Genomic DNA, 15,267 nt, shown 5'->3' with positions numbered 1-15,267 from the left:
GTTAGTTGCTAGAAGTTTTTTCTAGACTTTGCATTTAACATCCATCATCTATCATTCAACACCCAACTTAAAATGAAAGTAATCATTCACGGCGGTTTTTTCTCAGAATCTTCAACCAATCACGAAACAAAAGTTGCCAAGCAACAAGCATTGTTGCGAATTGTAAATGATTCGTATGCTTATTTGCAAAATCACTCTGCAGTTGAAACGGTGGTTTATGCTGTTTCATTGTTGGAAGATGATGAATTGTTTAATGCCGGAATTGGCTCTCAAATTCAAAGTGACGGAAAAATTAGAATGAGTGCTTCTTTGATGGATGGCGATTCTCAGAAAATGAGTGGTGTTATCAATATTGAAGAAGTAAAGAATCCAATTCAAGTTGCTCAAGTATTACTAAATGTTGATGATAGAATTTTGGGTGGAAGTGGCGCAACCAATTTTGCAAGACAACATGGTTTTGAAAAATTCTCAACCGAAATCCCACAACGAAAATCAGAATATCAGGCCAAACTAGCTTCATCCGGAATAGGAACTGTTGGTTGTGTAGTAATAGATAAAAATTTAAAAATTGCTGCAGCAACATCAACTGGTGGAAAAGGATTTGAAATTCCTGGAAGAATTTCTGATTCGGCAACTGTTGCTGGTAATTATGCTAACTCTTTTTGTGGTGTAAGTTTAACAGGTGTTGGCGAAGATATTGTTAGTGGAGCAGTTGCAGCCAAAATCGTGACACGTGTAACGGATGGATTTTCATTAGAAAAAGCTTTCGAAAAAACATTTGATGAACTAAAACCTTACGATGGTTTTGCAGGTGCAATCGCTATCGATAAAAATGGAAATGTATTTCATCAAGATTCCCATCCAAGTATGGTTTTTGCCAGTTTTGATGGAGAAAACGAAGAAGTTTTTCAATAGCTTACTTTTCTTTATGCAAGTATAAATAACCAATTATTGGTTCTGGATAATCTGGGTCATTCAAATAAATAATATAATAATATGTTCCTCTTGGGGAAATGGTAGAATCGTCTAATCTTACTTCCTGATTTGAAAGCCCATCCCAATCGGGTGTTGTGTTATTTCCTGTCCAAACCAATTGTCCCCAACGATTGTATATTTCTATTTTAAAATTCAAATATATATCTCGTAAGCCTTCAATAAAGAAAGTAGGATTGCTAGTGTCATTATTTGCAGAAATATAATTGTAGATGATAATTGGATTTTTTTTGGCAGTAAATTTGGTCACAACTGCATTTATCATTACAACGTCTTGACCAGAAGTAAGTTCAATATCCATAGAAGTAGCACCTTTTTGAACATAATTCTGAATATCATAAATATCTAAATCCATATTGTATAGAGTTGAGCTTCCAGTAATACTGTTTGTTCCATTAAAAGCATTGTTTGCTGGGTTTAAAGGTAATTGTTCAACTACATAATCATTAATTTTTAATGTTTCATTAACGCTAATATTTGAATCACCTTCCCAAGCCACAAAACCAATTTTGGAATCTAAATTATTCACAACTTCAATGTCTGTTAAATTAATTGATAATGCGTTTGGAACCGCTTGCAATCCGTCATAAACATTGATTTGATTAACAGGTAAGTTTTTATTTTGATAAATAATAATTATTGCCCAACCTGCAAAGTTTGTTTTTCTGGTAAAATGATCATCAATTACATCACTTATATCAATGTCGGATAAAGTGTAAATACCATTTCCTGTTTGTTTTACAAGTTCTGTTATATCTTTAAATGCACTAAAATAATCTAAAATTAGTCCAAAATTATTTCTTTGATATGCAAATGTTCTTTCGGCGGTTATTGAAGTTGAGTTTAATGTAATTTCAAAATCACCAGTTCCAGAACCTGCCCAATATAAGTAAGCTTTTTTTATTACTGATTGAGAGTCTAGGCTTAATGTTGCAGATGAACTCGGTACTATAGAAGGTGATGTTTGGAAAGAGTTTTCTTGAGGATTTAATGTATTACCAATAAATGTAAAGTCGAAGCGACCGTTAAATTGAGTCAATAAAGAAACATCTTGTGCAAAAAGAGTACAAGAATAAAACAATACTATACTAAAAATGAAATTTTGTAGTTTTAAGTTCAATATGTTATCTATTTTAAAAAAAATAAAAATACAACATAATTTTTTAAAATCAATTTTTGAAAGATAATTAACAAATAATAAAATAATTGATTAATTTTCCACATTATAAAACTTACTAGTGAAAAACTATATAATTCGACAGTATAAAAAGGAAAATAAAGCCATTTGGAATACTTTTATTAGTAATGCCAAAAACGCTACTTTTTTGTTTAATCGTGATTTTATGGACTATCATTCTGATAGGTTTGAAGATTTTTCATTATTGGTTTTTGATGAATCTGAAAAAGTAGTTGCTGTTTTACCTGCTCATAAAGTAGGAGATATTTTACACTCGCATCAAGGCTTGAGTTATGGTGGTTTGGTTTTGCAATCCAAAATTAAATTGGAAGAAGTAATTTGTATTTTTCAAAGTTTACTTTCTTTTTTTGAAGAAAATCATATCAATAAGCTTTACTTAAAATTGTTGCCAACGATTTATTTCAAAAAACCTTCTCAAGAAATTGATTATGTTTTATTTCTTGCGAATGCAAAATTAATCAGAAGAGACTCAACTTCGGTTATTGACTTACAGAGTTCATTTAATTATTCTGAAATTAGAAAACGAGGAATCAAGAAAGCGATTGCTAATCAATTAATTATAGAAGAAGAAAATGGTTTTGATTCTTTTTGGAATGAAATATTGATCCCAAATTTAGAAAACACACACAATGCAAAACCAGTACATTCATTGGAAGAAATCAAATTGTTAAAAGAAAAGTTTCAAGGAAATATTCGTCAATTTAATGTTTATTATAACGATACTATTGTTGGTGGAGCTACAATTTTTGAAACAGAAACAGTAGCTCATGCTCAATATATATCGGCAAATGAAACTAAAACTGAACTAGGAAGTTTAGATTTTTTATTTGATTATTTAATTAAAAATATCTTTCATCAAAAGCGTTTTTTTGACTTTGGAATTTCTAACGAAAAGTATGGTAAAAGGTTAAATGGAGGATTGTCTTATTGGAAAGAAAGTTTTGGAGCAAGCACAATTGTTCATGATTTTTACGAAGTTAATACTAAAAATCACACCTTATTAAATGATGTCATGATATGATTAAATTCCTTGATTTAAAAAAAATAAACGAACCTTATCAGGAACAATTTCAGGAACAATTGAAAGTATTTTTGGATAAAGGTTGGTATATTCTTGGAACAGAAGTAAAGACTTTTGAAGAAAATTTTGCTAATTTTTGTGGCACTAAATATTGTATTGGAGTTGGTAACGGACTAGATGCTTTGGTATTAATTTTGAAGGCTTATATTCAGCTAGGAAAATTGCAAAAAGGTGATGAAATTATTGTTCCTGCAAATACATACATTGCTAGTATTTTGGCAATAAAAGAAGCTGATTTAGTTCCTGTTTTAGTCGAACCAAGATTAGAAACTTATAACTTGAATCCTGAATTAATTCAAGAAAAAATTACTTCAAAAACTAAGGCAATTTTAGCAGTTCATCTTTATGGTCAAGTAGCCGAAATGGAGCTGATAAACAAGATTGCAAAACAAAATATTTTATTGGTTATTGAAGATGCAGCACAAGCTCATGGAGCAACGTTGGAAGCTGGAAGCTGGAAGCTGGAAGAATCAAAAGTAGGAAGTTTAGGAGATGCGGCGGGGTTTAGTTTTTATCCATCAAAAAATTTAGGAGCTCTTGGCGATGCTGGCGCTATTACAACTAATGATGAAGCGTTAGCAAAAGTGCTTTTTGCGATACGTAATTACGGTTCGGAGAAAAAATACCATAACGATTTTATAGGTGTAAATTCAAGATTAGATGAGCTTCAAGCCACTTTTTTGAGTATAAAGTTACCAAATTTAGATGCTGAAAATGAAGTTAGAAGAAGAATTGCCAAGCGTTATTTAACTGAAATTAAAAATACGAAAATTATTTTACCTTCGTTGTCATTCCGAGATTTTGAGGAATCTCATGTATTTCATTTGTTTGTAATAAGAACTCAAACTAGATATGAATTGCAAGAGTATTTACTGCAAAATGATATTGAAACCATGATACATTATCCGATTGCGCCACACAAACAAAGGGCTTTTTCTGAATGGAATTTGTTATCGTTTCCAATAACCGAAAAAATTCACAATGAAGTTTTAAGTTTGCCAATGAGTCCAGTAATGACAACTGATGAGGTTACTAAAGTTATTGAAAAAATAAATCAATGGACATACTAATAAAATCGTATAATCGGCCTTATTATCTCGATAGATGTATTCAAAGTATTTATTTGAATTGCAAAGGATACGACTTTACTATTAAAGTTCTAGATGATGGAACACCTCAAAAATATTTAGATAAACTACAAAATAAATTTCCAGATATTAAAATATATAAGTCTGAATTTTATAATGAAAAAGTAAAATTTACATCTGAAGGGAAACAGCCAAAAATAAATAAAATTCCAATTGAACTTTGGTTGCAAGGCGCAAAAAATGCTTCGGAATATTTTATTTTACTTGAAGATGATATTTGGTTTGTAGAAAAGTTTGATTTAAAAAAACTGCAACAAAATTGTACTGAAAATAAGCTGGTTTTTATTAAAATGTTTTGGTTAGGAAATGAAAAATTAATTCAATCTAAAACTCATTTTATCAAAGATAATTTGACTTTTTTTGAACCAAATTTGTATTTGAGAAATCCACTTTTGTACAAATTTGTTTTTTATAAATTCAATCGATTCAAAATAAGAAAAACATTAAAAGCATTGCGAATTCACACTTATGATAGATTTTTAAGTTATTATTCAATTTATGCTGTAGCAGGTGTTGTTTTTAGAAAAGATTATTTTCTTTCACTTTGGAATGATCATAAAAATGTAGTTGATGAAGGTTTGCAACTATACAATTCTGTTAAATATTTGAAAACTAATAAAGATAAAATAGCTTTTGCTTATACCAATAATGAAGTTGTTAAAACAGGGTTTTTATCTTCAGCAACCAATCAATTCAAAAACTATAAAGAGGTAAAAATTGATATGTTTTTATTTAATAAAACAGTTAATGAAGCTTGGCTTAATGATCAATTAGATGTAATGCAAAAATATCCTAAAGATTTGAATTCGGTACAAATAGCAACAATCATTGAGAAAGAGAACAATGTTGATTTACAAGTTTTTGAATGGGAAAAATGGGTTTCAAATTTTAAAAATCAATTTCAATCTTTTGGTTGTAATATAGAATAATATGTCAAATAACAGCATTGATAATTCGCATAAAACTATTCTAAAAGCCACTGGAGTTTTTGGAATTATGCAAGTTATGAAAATGTTAGTTAGCATTGTAGGTTCAAAATTTGTTGCTATTTTTCTTGGCCCAATCGGAATTGGAACTGTAGGACTTTTGAATAATACGTTGACTATAATTACTTCTATTTCAAGTTTCGGAATTTCTACAACAAGTGTTCGTGAAATTGCAGTTGCCGATAGTTATGAAGATAGCGATAAGTTTAATCAAACTATTTATAGTATCCAAAAAATTGCTTTTGCAATCGGACTTTTTGGAGCTTTACTTGTCATTATTTTTAGTTCATTATTAAGTAAATGGACATTTGGAAATACTAACTATAGTCATTGGTTTATTTTTCTTTCCATTAATTTTTTCTTCACAAGTTATACGGCTAGTAGAGTTGCGATTTTACAAGGAAAAAGAATGCTTAAAATCATCGCTATTTCCAATGTTTTATCATCTGTTTTGACAACATTAGCAACTGTTTCAATTTATTATTTTTACAAATTTGATGGAATTGTCCCGGTTATTTTGGTTTCAAGTGCTATTAATCTTGGTGTAAATTTGTATTTTACAAGAAGTTTTAAAACAACAGGTATTCATTTTAATTTTTCAGAAGTTTATCAAAAAGCATTACCGATTCTAAAATTAGGATTGTTGTTGTCTATAAATGTGATTTTTGGACATATTTGTACTTTTTTAATCAAATTGTACCTTAACGGAAACGGTGCAACTTCTCAAATTCTAGGTTTTTATGAAGTAAGTACTGTTATTTTGATTTCCTATGTTGGAATGATTTTCACTTCAATGTCAATTGATTTTTATCCAAGATTAACCTCTATTAGTAAAGATAATTCGGGCATGAAAGAATTGGTAAACAATCAATTAGAAATTGGACTTTTACTAGTAACACCAGCCATTATTTTTTTATATTTGGTTTCACCTTTTGTTATTCAATTGCTTTATACAAAAGAGTTTTTGCCGGTTATATTAATTTTTAAAGCTGCTTTATTTTCAATTATTATAAAAGCAATTATTTGGCCATTAGCCTTTATAATTTTGGCAAAAGGAAACAAAAAACAATATTTCAAACAAGAATTAGTAGGCGATTTTTTGAATATTAGTTTAACAATTTTGCTATACAATTTATATGGACTTGTTGGCATAGGAATTGCAAGTGTTGTGAATTTTAGCCTTTACGGATTTTATGTTTATTATATTGTAAACAAAAACTATGATTTCAGTTTTAGAAATGATACTGTCAAGATAATTGTTTTCTCAATATTTGCGGGTCTTGTTTGTTGCGTAAGTGCTTTTTTTGTTGATGAATTTTATTTCAAATTAATTACTGGAATTGTTTTTCTAATTTCGGTGGTTTTTTCCTATATTGCTTTAGATAAACGAATTTCTTTCAAGATTTATTTTGATAAACTTCTAAAGAGAAAGTAACTATTTTTTTTCTAGTCTTAACATCTCAAAATCACCTTTCCCATTTCCATAAACACATATTCTTTGAAATTCGCTTAGATTAATCGTTTCAATGATGCGATTAACTTTTTCCTGACCATAACAATTTTTTGAAATAAACTTACCAGTTATCTTAGTATCTAAAACTTCAATTTTAGTGCCGATAACCGAAACATTATATTGTTTACTCCAAGGAAAAATCCATTCAGGCATTGATGCAGTAACTATAAAAACTGAATGATTTTTATTAATATGATTTTGAAAATCCAAATACATTTTTAAATTTAAATCAATAGCAATTTTAGAGTTTGCAAACGCACATCCTTTTTGTATAAATGTTGAGTAATCATAATTTTTATAAAAATAGGAAATGAATTTTTGTTTTGCATTTTCGTTTGAAATAATACCTAGTTTCATTGCAATTAGATATGGTAAAAGGATTAAGACTCCAAAATAAAATGTTCTTTTCCCTTTACAAAATTTGGTAAATTCAAGTAAACTATCTTTTTTATAAAGCGTTCCATCAAAATCAAAAAGAGCTAGAGTTTTCATATTAATTTTTGAAATATAATAAGTAACTCATAAGTAAAATCCAGCATAGAATTATGATTTGTAAAAACCGATCATGTAGCACAACTTTTGTTGGTGAATAGGTAGATTGATCTACAAATGTTAATTTTAAATATCTTAAAATCCCATTAAAAACAAAAAGAATTGACACGTATAACCAGTTTGAATCATAATTTTTTTGAATTTCGGGTGAAATACAGTAAAATATGTAACATACTATTAATACGGCAGCAATTATTCCCATTACAACATCAATAAAAATCAAATTATAACCTTCAATATTTTTTCGAACATCTTTGCCACTTTTTGAATACAGAACATCTGTTCTTCGTTTTGATATTCCCAAAAAAAGAGCTAAAAGGTAAGTCATTAATAATATCCAAATAGATGGAATAATTGTTGTGACTACAGTTCCAGCAATTAATCTTAATAAAAATCCAACTGCAATTATATTAATGTCTAAAATTGCAATATGTTTGAGCCACTTTGAGTAAAAAAAATTTAAAGCTAGATAAATAAGAATAACAGTAAATAATTTTATAGAGATATAAAATGAAATAATAAGTGATAAAATTCCTAATACAGACATTAAAATCATACCATTAACAATGCTTATTTTTCCTGAAGCTAAAGGGCGTTTACATTTTTCAGGATGATTTTTATCTTCGTTTATATCATAATAATCATTAAGAATATATATACTACTTGCCCCTAAGCAAAAGCAGAAGAAAGCAAGGGAAACCATATAGAAATCTTTACTTATAAGAAAGTGACTTCCAAAAAACAATGGAGCAAACACAAATAAATTTTTTATGTATTGCTCAACTCTAATGAGTTTAAGGTAACTTTTCATTTTTTTTAATTTGATTGTAAATGATAAAATGATTAGTTTCTTCGAGTTGATTAAATTTAGTATGAATGAACCATGCTATGCTGCTAAACTCTGGCGTGGTGCATCTTACAAAATCTTCATGATTTAAAAATGACTTTTCTATGAAAATATAATTTTTTGGATTACTTGCCAATCTAATTAACTTATCCATTTGCCTATTTACTTCGGTTTCTATTAGCCAATCCGAAGGCAATTCACTTTGATGATTAAAAATATAATTAGCTTGCGGAAAACTAGGAGCAACTATAAAGTTTTCACCATATTTTTTTATCAAATTTTTTAGTTCAAGATGTTTTTCAAAGGTTGCTTTTTTTGTTTTGATATACTTTAATTTAGGAGAAATACTATCTAAAGAATAGTGTAGTTTAAAAACCGAATCTTCTCGATATGGATTTTCATTAAAAGAAAATGCTACTGCACAAATGGGTAGTCCAATCCAAAAATAATATTTTTGATTTAACTTTATTTCGTTTTCCATTATTACTATAAAGCTCATAATTATTCCTGTTCCAAAAAGCATAGGAGAAGGATATCCCAACGATATAGAAACACCCCATGCTATAGATAATAAAACCAAAAGAGGCATAATAAAAGACAATTTTTTATTTTTAAAAAAATAGCTATAAAACAAAGCAACTATAGTTGCATCAAAAGCAATATGTGCAGCAATATCTACTTTTTTAATAATAAAAAGTATAATTGCAATTCCCATTAAAATAAATGATAACCATTTAAAAAATGGTTTTAGTAGTTGAAAATTCCATTTTTGATAGTATAAATATGTGATTGTTATAGTTAGACAAAAGGAAATTAGTATCACAAAATATTCAATAGAAATTAATATATAATTATGAAAACCAACATAATAGAGGTCGTAAAGGCGTAACTCACCATTTGTTTGGTTAGCAAAGTTAGACCAGCTTGTTATAGTGTTAATAAAAATATAAAAAAAACTAAGCAGAAACAAGGTAACTATTAAAAAATGTATTGATTTTGAAAATGAATATCGAACATAAATCCATATCAAAAATACTAATGGAATCATATAAAAGGATTGTTTTGACAAAGCCGAGATTAAACAAAAAAAGGAAATAATCACTATTTTTAGAGGTGAAATTGTTTTGTACTTACAAACTATCCAAAATGCTAAAGATGCGAAAAAAATTCCATCTGTAGTAGGCCAAGGATAAGGTGAGAAATTATTCCAAGAAACTAAAAAACAAACAATCATTAAAGCCCACTTGGATATTTTTATACCATCATAAAGCTTAAAAATGCCGTCTATAACAAAATATATTTGAACTGCATAAAACAGATAATCAATAACTCTGAAACACAAAAATTGTCCACTTTCTGGTAGAATTCTCATAAAAAAAGAATGTAAATAGATGGTTACAGGTGGAAATTTATATATAAAATCTTGATAGGGGGTTTCTCCATTTATAATTCTCCATGAGAAACCTGACATATAACCTGTATCTAAAGTTTCCATACCAAATTGTGATAATACAATACAGTAAAAAAGAATTATAAAGAAATACAAATATTTGTAATAAGTTGAAAAAGTCATACTATTTAATTTAAAATCTTAATTTAAGTTCTAGCGGAACATATTTTAAAAACAATAAAAAATCATTGGTGTTAAATGCTTTCATCATTTCACAATGCATTCTTTTCATTAATGCTTTGTTTTCCTCTTTTGTTTTATTTAGTGCGATTGCTTTTTTTATAATTTGATAAGTTGAATTGTTTAATCTTCGGGTTTTTGCATTGTTTTTTATATAAAATTGATTTCCTAATGAGGTAGATAATTCTCTTCTTTTTACTAAAATTTCATCAATAAAAAAGAAAGGATATTTTCTTGAAGCACGAATCCAAATATCTAAATCTTCAAAACCCAAAGTTTCATCGTAACCACCAAGTTCTTCTAAAACTTCTCTTTTAATCATTGAAGAAACCGAACATATTTTACTGCTTTGAGAAAGCATAGCTAAATAAATATCACCAGAAGCAGGTTTAGAAATAACTTTTTTTTCTTCATTTACTGAATAATAATATCCTAAATGAGAATTATTTTCAGAAATAAGTTCCATGTTTCCATAAACTATTGCAGCATCTTTATTTTCTTTAAAAGCTTGAACTTGTTTGGCTACACAATCTTTCTCTAAAACATCATCGGCAGCTAAATCAATGATAAATGTACCTTTACTTAGTTTGAAAAGTGAATTAAAAGTTTTGGTATTGCCAAGGTTTATTTTGTTTGCTTTAAATTGAATTTCAGGATGTTCTAGCAACCAATTCTCAATCACTTTTACCGAGTTATCAGAACTGAAATCGTCTGCAATAAGTAATTCAATATTAGTATACGATTGGTTTAAAACCGAAGTTAGCGATTCTATTACAAACTTTTCATGATTGTAGCACAAACAAATAACAGTTACCAATGGCGTATTTTGCATAAAACTTTTAAAAATTGTATTTTCGTCGTAAATTTAGGTATTCAAATAGAATATGCAAGATAAGAAGTATAAAATTGCTCTAGTTGGTTATAGATTGAGTGGCGGCGGACTTGAAAAAGTCATGTCCTCACTTTCTATCTATTTTGATATAATAAATATCGAAGTGCATGTAATTCTACTTGAAGATTTTATTACTTATTCTTACGGTGGAAAGTTAGTCAATATTGGTACTATGCATTTTAGCAACACTAAATTCTTTGCTAAATGGAAATCATTAATTTATCTAAAAAAGTATATTTCAGAAAATGATTTCGACCAAATAATAGATTTTCGCTACCGATTAAAACCTTTAAAAGAACTAATTTATTCCTTTTTTGTTTTTAATTCGAAAACAATTTATACTATTCATAGTTCAAAACTGGCTACTTATTTACCTAATAATATTTTTGTTACAAAGCTTATTACTAGAAAGAAAACCTTAGTTTGTGTTTCTAATGAAATAAAAGAATTGATAAAACAAAAACATAACCTTTCAACTAAAACGATTTATAATCCTATTGATTTAAGTCATATTTCTAAAAAAGCGATAGAAAATAATGCTTTTGATTTTGAATATATAATTGCTATTGGAAAATATGATGCCAAAAATGTAAAGCAATTTGATAAATTAATTGCTAGCTATTCAAAATCTATTTTACCTAAAAATAAGATAAAATTGATTTTACTTGGAGTTGGAGAGAATAATTCAGAATTGAAAATGATTGCTAATCAACTAAAAGTTGAAGAAGAAATCATATTTTTAGACTTTGATGAAAATCCATATAAATATTTGACTAATGCAAAATTTTTAGTTCTATGTAGCAAATATGAAGGTTTTCCAATGTCAATAATAGAAGCATTAGCTTGTAATACACCAGTAATTTCTTTTAACTGTGTTTCTGGGCCAAAAGAAATAATTATTGATAGAGAAAATGGTTTGTTGGTAGAAAATCAAAATTTTGAAAAGTTAACTTTGGCAATGAATGAGTTTATTTCTGATCAAAAGTTATATAATTATTGCAAAAAAAATAGTTTAGAAAGTGTTTCAAAATTTTCAATTGAAAAAATAGGACAAGAATGGCTAGATTTAATGAAAATTGACATAAATTCGTAATATGAACATTCAAATTATAGAAATTCCTAAAATAAAAGAGCCAAGAGGAAATTTATCGGTTATTGAAAAAGATATAATTCCTTTTGAAATGAACCGTGTTTACTATCTTTATGATGTTCCAAGTGGTTCAGAACGAGGCGGTCATGCTCATAAAAATTTGAAACAATTCCTTATAGCATTAAGCGGAAGCTTCAATGTAATTTTAAACGATGGAAAAGAGGAAAAAGTTATAACATTAAATAAACCCAACGAAGGTTTGCTTATAAATCCAGGAATTTGGCGAGAATTGAATAACTTTTCATCAGGTTCGGTGTGTTTGGTTATAGCATCAGCAGTTTATGATGAAGCTGATTATATAAGAGATTTTGATAAATTCAAATTATATTCAAAAAATCATTGATATATAGAAAAATCTATTCCATTATGTCTCAATAAACGCTTAAATTTTAATAACAAAATCAATATAACCTGCGGAAATTGATACAAAATTTTAGATTTTAATGGAATATTTTTTTTCAGAATAGCATCATATAATTCTTTAGATTCTTTATCAGCACCAGCAATTTTATATTGTAAAGCATATTCCATTCGGTAAATATCAAGGTATTTTTTTAGACTTGAATTTGTTTTCTCAAATTCTGAATAATCTTCAAAACGAATTAATTTCTTTTTTAGAATGTTTGTTTTTGATAAGCTATCATCAATATAATGTAAGTAGGAAGCGGTAATTTCATTTCCAATTACTACTGGATATTTCAAAGCAATTCTTGCCCACATATCGATATCTTGCCCGCTTGTAATGAAGTTTTTAAACCCTCCGATTTTGATAAAAACATTTTTGGGAATAGCAATAGAAATTGAACTTGCAACAGCATAATGTAAACTTGAATGGAAATAATCTTCAATAGGCCCCATATAGTTAGAAGATATTTCAAAATAGTTAGGGATAAATACAGATTTATTCTTAAAAATAAGCTGATACCTCGAAGCATATATTCCAGCATTTGGAAATTCTGAAATAAGATTTTTTAATGTTTCTAAATGGTTTTCTAACCATAAGTCATCCGCATCAATAAAAGCAATATAATCGGCAGATGCTTTATCAATCCCAAAGTTTCTGGCATTAGCTGCACCTTTATTTTCTGTTTTATAATAACAAATTCTACTATCTGTAAATTGTTTTACAATTGCTTCACTATCATCAGTTGAACCATCATTTACAATAATAATTTCATAGTCAGCAAAAGTTTGGTTCAAAACACTTTCTAAGGTATTTTGAATATACTTTTCTTTGTTGTATAACGGAATTACTACTGAAAAATAAGGCATTAGGTTTTATATTTTTGAACAAATTAATACTGTTTCTAATTCTAAAAAACCATTTGTATTATTATTTTTTTCTTTAAAGTTAATAACATTTACTTCAAATGAAATTGATTCTAAACGTGTTTTCAATCCTGTTTTAGAATAAATTCTAACATGATCTTCTTGACCAAAATGTAATAATCTATCATTTTCTGATTTAATTAAACTGTCTTCATAAATTTCACCATCCTTAAATGGAGTTTGAATAACTAACACCCCATTTTTTTTTAATACTCTATGAAGTTCTTTCATCGCTTTCAAATCTTCAATAATATGCTCTAAAATATGATAACAAATTATTAAATCAAATTTTTCAGTTTCACAATCAATTTTAGTAATATCATATTTATAATCTGCTAAAAAATTTCCTGATAAATCAGTAGAAAAATAATTTATATTTTTTAATGATTTCATCTTTCTGTTGAAACATCTTGAAGGTGAAAAGTCTAAAATTGTATTGGCATTTGGCAAATAATTTTCATTAATAATGTGCCATAGTTTTCTATCTCTATTTAAAGAACCACAATTAGGACAAACTAAATCGTTTCTTTCATTTTTTACAAATTGCCTTAAATTACAATTGCAAATGTTGCATTTATAAATGTTTCCATAATAAAATAATGAATATATTTTTCTTATAAATAATTCATTTTGGATAATTATATTTTGGGGAAATATACTTTTTATAACTTTTTTAATTTTTATGTACATTCTTAATTTTTAAAAAGGTTGCTTTATAAGGCTCGATAATTTTTTCAAATAACAAAATTTAATCTTTATCTTATGATAAAATTAATTATTAAATTTAAGGTATATCTTTTAAAACATTAAATTTAATAGTGTATATTATGTAGCATCTTTTTTATTTTAGGCAACATAAATACCCCAATCTATACAAATCAAAAATAATAAGTGAAGGTTTATCACTTAACAATTGTTTTTTTAATATTGGTTTGGTTATTCTAAAAGTAAATGCTATAATTTTTGTAAGTCGATAAAATTTGATTTTTTTATAATAACTTGAAATTTTAGTATAACTTGAATCTATATTTTTTGAGTCAATTAAATTTTTTAATCCAATCACAGCTTCTTCAGATTTTTTAATAAAAATTAAACTTGTATCCAAACCTAAATGCCAAACTGGATTTTCAATATGAATAAGTTTAATTTTTTTTTGCCTTAAATCATATGAAAATAAAGTATCTTCATGTCTAAGATTTTGAATTGATTCATTAAATTTTACTTGATTAAAGATACTTTTTTTTATCAAAAAGTTTAATGTTAGAAAACTTAAATACTGATTTTTATTTCTTTTTTCTAAAGAAAGAGCTTCTCTTTTATTTCCGTAAACCCATCTTAATAGTTCATCCTTTGCAGGTCTTTCTTTTTGATATTTTATTCCACCATATACAACTTTTTCATCAATATCGATATTAGAAACATAACTTTTAATGAAATCTTTGCCTATTGGAATTGTATCTGCATCAAGAAAAAGTAAATTTTCAAACTTTGATTGTCTAGCCAACAAATTTCTAATTGAACTTCTTCCAATGTTTAGTTCTAAAATTTTGAAGGAACAATTTGACATCGAATTTATCTTTTCATTTTCAAGATTCATCTCCGATTTTGAAGCATCATCCTGAACCAATATCTCAAACTCAATTTGGCATTCCAAACATTGTTTATGTAATTCCAAAACTAATGGATATACATTATAGTTGTATGTTGGAATAAGTATAGAAAGCATTAAACCGTTCTTTGAACCACTTCAAAAAGTTGCCCGTTTTCACATTTCAACGTTTTGGATGGAAACTTCATCAATAAAGCGTAATCGTGTGTTGCCATAATAACCGTTTTGCCATTAGCATTTATTTTTCGCAATACTTCCATGACTTCAACGCTTGTTTGTGGATCAAGGTTTCCAGTTGGTTCATCAGCCAAAATAAGTTCTGGGTCATTTAGTAAAGCT

15 protein-coding genes and 1 pseudogene are annotated in these 15,267 nt (G+C 27.4%); 7 read left to right on the top strand and 9 right to left on the bottom strand.

Annotated features, from left to right (window positions below; genetic code table 11):
- Positions 1 to 72: 72 nt before the first annotated feature.
- Positions 73 to 915, top strand: coding sequence for an isoaspartyl peptidase/L-asparaginase (locus ACIQ66_RS07635; protein ID WP_396212206.1), 843 nt, complete (start codon positions 73 to 75; stop codon positions 913 to 915).
- A gap of 1 nt (position 916) precedes the next feature.
- On the opposite strand, the gene ACIQ66_RS07630 is transcribed toward ACIQ66_RS07635, so the two are convergent.
- On the bottom strand, positions 917 to 2,113 hold the full coding sequence (locus tag ACIQ66_RS07630) for a gliding motility-associated C-terminal domain-containing protein (protein WP_396212204.1): 1,197 nt from the start codon (positions 2,111 to 2,113) through the stop codon (positions 917 to 919).
- 118 nt (positions 2,114 to 2,231) lie between these two features.
- Here ACIQ66_RS07630 and ACIQ66_RS07625 point away from each other — a divergent pair, with 118 nt between their 5' ends.
- From ACIQ66_RS07625 to ACIQ66_RS07610, 4 genes are read left to right on the top strand one after another with little or no spacing between them, the layout of a single operon-like run.
- The gene (locus tag ACIQ66_RS07625; RefSeq protein WP_396212203.1) at positions 2,232 to 3,212 is read left to right on the top strand and encodes a GNAT family N-acetyltransferase; all 981 of its coding nucleotides are present in this window, start codon (positions 2,232 to 2,234) and stop codon (positions 3,210 to 3,212) included.
- Positions 3,209 to 4,342, top strand: a complete 1,134-nt coding sequence (locus ACIQ66_RS07620; RefSeq protein WP_396212202.1) for a DegT/DnrJ/EryC1/StrS family aminotransferase — start codon at positions 3,209 to 3,211, stop codon at positions 4,340 to 4,342. Before ACIQ66_RS07625 ends, ACIQ66_RS07620 begins: the two co-directional genes overlap by 4 nt.
- Entirely contained in the window at positions 4,330 to 5,349 is a 1,020-nt protein-coding gene (locus ACIQ66_RS07615) for a glycosyltransferase family 2 protein (protein ID WP_396212201.1), read from the top strand. Before ACIQ66_RS07620 ends, ACIQ66_RS07615 begins: the two co-directional genes overlap by 13 nt.
- 1 nt (position 5,350) lies before the next feature.
- A complete protein-coding gene (locus tag ACIQ66_RS07610) occupies positions 5,351 to 6,841 on the top strand; it encodes an oligosaccharide flippase family protein (RefSeq protein WP_396212200.1) in 1,491 nt (496 codons plus the stop codon).
- On the opposite strand, the gene ACIQ66_RS07605 is transcribed toward ACIQ66_RS07610, so the two are convergent.
- The 4 genes from ACIQ66_RS07605 to ACIQ66_RS07590 are packed head-to-tail and all read right to left on the bottom strand — an operon-like array spanning position 6,842 to position 10,780.
- Positions 6,842 to 7,411 carry an HAD family hydrolase gene (locus ACIQ66_RS07605; RefSeq protein WP_396212199.1) on the bottom strand — a complete coding sequence of 190 codons (570 nt, stop codon included), beginning with the start codon at positions 7,409 to 7,411 and terminating at the stop codon, positions 6,842 to 6,844.
- A gap of 1 nt (position 7,412) precedes the next feature.
- Complete coding sequence (locus ACIQ66_RS07600) at positions 7,413 to 8,282, bottom strand: decaprenyl-phosphate phosphoribosyltransferase (protein ID WP_396212198.1); 870 nt, start codon at positions 8,280 to 8,282, stop codon at positions 7,413 to 7,415.
- A complete protein-coding gene (locus tag ACIQ66_RS07595) occupies positions 8,266 to 9,891 on the bottom strand; it encodes a hypothetical protein (RefSeq protein WP_396212197.1) in 1,626 nt (541 codons plus the stop codon). The genes ACIQ66_RS07600 and ACIQ66_RS07595 overlap by 17 nt, the downstream gene beginning before the upstream one ends.
- A 10-nt stretch (positions 9,892 to 9,901) precedes the next feature.
- On the bottom strand, positions 9,902 to 10,780 hold the full coding sequence (locus ACIQ66_RS07590) for a glycosyltransferase family 2 protein (RefSeq protein WP_396212196.1): 879 nt from the start codon (positions 10,778 to 10,780) through the stop codon (positions 9,902 to 9,904).
- Positions 10,781 to 10,832: 52 nt separating this feature from the next.
- Between ACIQ66_RS07590 and ACIQ66_RS07585 the strand changes: the two genes are divergently transcribed.
- Both ACIQ66_RS07585 and ACIQ66_RS07580 read left to right on the top strand, forming a co-directional pair.
- Complete coding sequence (locus ACIQ66_RS07585; protein ID WP_396212195.1) at positions 10,833 to 11,933, top strand: glycosyltransferase; 1,101 nt, start codon at positions 10,833 to 10,835, stop codon at positions 11,931 to 11,933.
- Between the two features lies 1 nt (position 11,934).
- Entirely contained in the window at positions 11,935 to 12,333 is a 399-nt protein-coding gene (locus ACIQ66_RS07580; RefSeq protein WP_396212194.1) for a sugar 3,4-ketoisomerase, read from the top strand.
- Here ACIQ66_RS07580 and ACIQ66_RS07575 read toward each other — a convergent pair.
- The 4 genes and pseudogenes from ACIQ66_RS07575 to ACIQ66_RS07560 all read right to left on the bottom strand — a co-directional run.
- On the bottom strand, positions 12,327 to 13,262 hold the full coding sequence (locus tag ACIQ66_RS07575) for a glycosyltransferase family 2 protein (RefSeq protein WP_396212193.1): 936 nt from the start codon (positions 13,260 to 13,262) through the stop codon (positions 12,327 to 12,329). The genes ACIQ66_RS07580 and ACIQ66_RS07575 overlap by 7 nt on opposite strands.
- Before the next feature lie 6 nt (positions 13,263 to 13,268).
- Positions 13,269 to 13,712, bottom strand: a complete 444-nt coding sequence (locus tag ACIQ66_RS07570; RefSeq protein ID WP_396212192.1) for a class I SAM-dependent methyltransferase — start codon at positions 13,710 to 13,712, stop codon at positions 13,269 to 13,271.
- Between the two features lie 448 nt (positions 13,713 to 14,160).
- Positions 14,161 to 15,045, bottom strand: a complete 885-nt coding sequence (locus ACIQ66_RS07565; RefSeq protein WP_396212191.1) for a glycosyltransferase family 2 protein — start codon at positions 15,043 to 15,045, stop codon at positions 14,161 to 14,163.
- A pseudogene (locus ACIQ66_RS07560) lies at positions 15,045 to 15,267 on the bottom strand (phosphonate ABC transporter ATP-binding protein); the annotation flags it as partial. The pseudogene ACIQ66_RS07560 and the gene ACIQ66_RS07565, both read right to left, overlap by 1 nt.

Source organism: Flavobacterium sp. (assembly GCF_044377315.1).
In the GTDB taxonomy this organism is placed as follows: domain Bacteria; phylum Bacteroidota; class Bacteroidia; order Flavobacteriales; family Flavobacteriaceae; genus Flavobacterium.
This window is presented reverse-complemented; position numbering and strand designations above follow the sequence as displayed.

What these genes read in the sequence shown, in the direction of transcription:
- ACIQ66_RS07635 (WP_396212206.1), top strand. Translation starts at nt 73, where the DNA reads ATGAAAGTAATCATTCACGGCGGTTTTTTCTCAGAATCTTCAACCAAT.
- ACIQ66_RS07620 (WP_396212202.1), top strand. Translation starts at nt 3,209, where the DNA reads ATGATTAAATTCCTTGATTTAAAAAAAATAAACGAACCTTATCAGGAA.
- ACIQ66_RS07615 (WP_396212201.1), top strand. Translation starts at nt 4,330, where the DNA reads ATGGACATACTAATAAAATCGTATAATCGGCCTTATTATCTCGATAGA.
- ACIQ66_RS07610 (WP_396212200.1), top strand. Translation starts at nt 5,351, where the DNA reads ATGTCAAATAACAGCATTGATAATTCGCATAAAACTATTCTAAAAGCC.
- ACIQ66_RS07605 (WP_396212199.1), bottom strand. Translation starts at nt 7,411, where the DNA reads ATGAAAACTCTAGCTCTTTTTGATTTTGATGGAACGCTTTATAAAAAA.
- ACIQ66_RS07600 (WP_396212198.1), bottom strand. Translation starts at nt 8,282, where the DNA reads ATGAAAAGTTACCTTAAACTCATTAGAGTTGAGCAATACATAAAAAAT.
- ACIQ66_RS07595 (WP_396212197.1), bottom strand. Translation starts at nt 9,891, where the DNA reads ATGACTTTTTCAACTTATTACAAATATTTGTATTTCTTTATAATTCTT.
- ACIQ66_RS07590 (WP_396212196.1), bottom strand. Translation starts at nt 10,780, where the DNA reads ATGCAAAATACGCCATTGGTAACTGTTATTTGTTTGTGCTACAATCAT.
- ACIQ66_RS07585 (WP_396212195.1), top strand. Translation starts at nt 10,833, where the DNA reads ATGCAAGATAAGAAGTATAAAATTGCTCTAGTTGGTTATAGATTGAGT.
- ACIQ66_RS07580 (WP_396212194.1), top strand. Translation starts at nt 11,935, where the DNA reads ATGAACATTCAAATTATAGAAATTCCTAAAATAAAAGAGCCAAGAGGA.
- ACIQ66_RS07575 (WP_396212193.1), bottom strand. Translation starts at nt 13,262, where the DNA reads ATGCCTTATTTTTCAGTAGTAATTCCGTTATACAACAAAGAAAAGTAT.
- ACIQ66_RS07570 (WP_396212192.1), bottom strand. Translation starts at nt 13,712, where the DNA reads ATGAAATCATTAAAAAATATAAATTATTTTTCTACTGATTTATCAGGA.
- ACIQ66_RS07565 (WP_396212191.1), bottom strand. Translation starts at nt 15,045, where the DNA reads ATGCTTTCTATACTTATTCCAACATACAACTATAATGTATATCCATTA.